Origin of the sequence: Marinobacter sp. UBA2498 (genome assembly GCF_002341575.1) — a bacterium.
Lineage (GTDB): Bacteria > Pseudomonadota > Gammaproteobacteria > Pseudomonadales > Oleiphilaceae > Marinobacter > Marinobacter manganoxydans.
Genome location: NZ_DDOI01000157.1, coordinates 44,656 through 45,311 on the forward strand (window position 1 = coordinate 44,656; position 656 = coordinate 45,311).

Here is a 656-nt window from a genome sequence, read left to right on the forward strand (position 1 = left end):
CAGTGCGCAGCAGCTTGCAATGAAGAGTTCAACCCATACCAGTTTTCGCCCCGGCACCAACTTGTAGATCACCTCTACGGACATCATGAATCCACCCCGGAACCCCGGAGCGGCACCAAGAAAGACACACCAGATCATCGTGGAGCGGGAAATCACCTCAGACCAGGTCGACGGCGCATCAAAAACAAATCGTGTGAGTACCTGATAGAAACCAAGGGTCACAGAAATCACCAGCATCACGACGGCACCGAGAAGGGCCAATCGAGTTGTCTGGCGTTCAATGCTAAAAAGAAGTTGCAGCATCGTGGCCACCATTAGAAAGCAATCCCGGCACCGTCAACGTGACAGGTACCGGGGAATTGGATTGGTGGTTTAGCAGCCGCTGGCGCGAATGCGGTCCAGCATCTCGCTTCCATACTGATCTGTGTAGATCTTGTAGGCGGGCTCGACCGCCTCCTGGAAGGGTGCCTTGTTGATATCGGTCTTGACCGTCATCCCTTTTTCACGCAACAGCTTCACGCCGTCGCGCTCCAGGCGGGAGACTTCTTCACGGGTCGCTTCGGCGGATGCCTTGGCGGCCTGCTCGAACCAACTCCGCTCCTCTTCTGTAAGACTGTCAAGGAGCACCGGGGAGCCAAGCACCGCGGCGGGTGAAT

At 56.4% G+C, this 656-nt stretch carries 2 protein-coding genes; both read right to left on the reverse strand.

Features of this window, described 5'->3' with window-relative positions:
* Window positions 1–315 (reverse strand): TRAP transporter small permease (locus B2W52_RS21800; RefSeq protein WP_286804069.1); only part of this gene is annotated, 315 nt, incomplete at its 3' end.
* Between the two features lie 57 nt (window positions 316–372).
* The coding region (locus B2W52_RS21805; protein ID WP_414673523.1) for a type 2 periplasmic-binding domain-containing protein at window positions 373–656 on the reverse strand (284 nt) is incomplete at its 5' end.